The 408-nt window shown below is 48.8% G+C and carries 1 protein-coding gene; it reads right to left on the bottom strand.

The genetic code is table 11. The features are described from left to right. Positions 1-270: 270 nt before the first annotated feature. Positions 271-390: a Hok/Gef family protein gene (locus tag CYR52_RS22230; protein WP_420912765.1), complete on the bottom strand. Its 120-nt coding sequence runs from the start codon at positions 388-390 to the stop codon at positions 271-273. Positions 391-408: the final 18 nt, after the last annotated feature.

A 408-nucleotide genomic window follows, 5' to 3' on the forward strand; every position in this document is an offset into this window, starting at 1 on the left:
GTGGGGCCTTTTCTTTGTCTGTGCCGGACTGCCCGGAACAGACATGTCCAGGCACCCGCCGTTATCATACGCCTTTCGTATTTTTATGTAACCCTTTGATTATATAAAATTTATATCGTCTATTTGCTGCAAGTATTCATAAGCCTGATGTGTGCGATCTTTTCCGGCATACATAAAAAAGCCCGCCGAAGCGGGCTTGTTGAAAGGGTGCAGGGCAGCAATGCGTCGCAACGAAGGGGCGGACACACGCCCGCCCCGGTTGCCCTACCCTCAGGATTCGTAGTCCAGGATGACTGCAACGTCGATATTGTTATTCCTGATCCGCACTTCGCAGAGCGAACTGCGCGTTATCCACATAAAAATCAACAACGTGATGCAAATAACGATCACACAAATAACCCCACTTTT

This window comes from Chimaeribacter arupi (assembly GCF_002858805.1).
In the GTDB taxonomy this organism is placed as follows: domain Bacteria; phylum Pseudomonadota; class Gammaproteobacteria; order Enterobacterales; family Enterobacteriaceae; genus Chimaeribacter; species Chimaeribacter arupi.